This window comes from Pseudomonas hunanensis, from assembly GCF_013393325.1.
GTDB classification, from domain to species: domain Bacteria; phylum Pseudomonadota; class Gammaproteobacteria; order Pseudomonadales; family Pseudomonadaceae; genus Aquipseudomonas; species Aquipseudomonas putida_P.
Genome location: NZ_QJRC01000048.1, coordinates 1 through 520, shown reverse-complemented (window position 1 = coordinate 520; position 520 = coordinate 1). Strand labels below are relative to the sequence as shown.

Sequence of the window (520 nt, the reverse complement as noted above, 5' to 3'; positions counted from 1 at the left end):
CCACGGTGTGATTCATGACTGGGGTGAAGTCGTAACAAGGTAGCCGTAGGGGAACCTGCGGCTGGATCACCTCCTTAATCGACGACATCAGCCTGCTGATGAGCTCCCACACGAATTGCTTGATTCACTTGTATAAAGACGATGCTGTAACGCGACCCTGTTATAGGTCTGTAGCTCAGTTGGTTAGAGCGCACCCCTGATAAGGGTGAGGTCGGCAGTTCAAATCTGCCCAGACCTACCATCACATGGTTAAGGCGTAAAATACGGGGCCATAGCTCAGCTGGGAGAGCGCCTGCCTTGCACGCAGGAGGTCAGCGGTTCGATCCCGCTTGGCTCCACCACTTTCGCAGTACGCAGTCACTTGTCAGAACTTAGAAATGAACATTCGTTGATGAATGTTGATTTCTGACTTTTGTCAGATCGTTCTTTAAAAATTCGGATATGTGATAGAAATAGACTGATGGCCAGTTTCACTGCTGGTTAATCAGGCTAAGGTAAAATTTGTGAGTTCTGCTCGAAA

The 520-nt window shown here is 48.7% G+C and carries 2 tRNA genes and 1 rRNA gene; all 3 read left to right on the top strand.

Features of this window, described 5'->3' with window-relative positions:
* A 16S ribosomal RNA gene (locus DM807_RS00720) occupies nt 1-77 on the top strand; the annotation flags it as partial.
* Nucleotides 78-164: 87 nt separating this feature from the next.
* Nucleotides 165-241, top strand: a tRNA-Ile gene (locus tag DM807_RS00715).
* 24 nt (nt 242-265) lie between these two features.
* Nucleotides 266-341, top strand: a tRNA-Ala gene (locus tag DM807_RS00710).
* Nucleotides 342-520 lie beyond the last annotated feature (179 nt).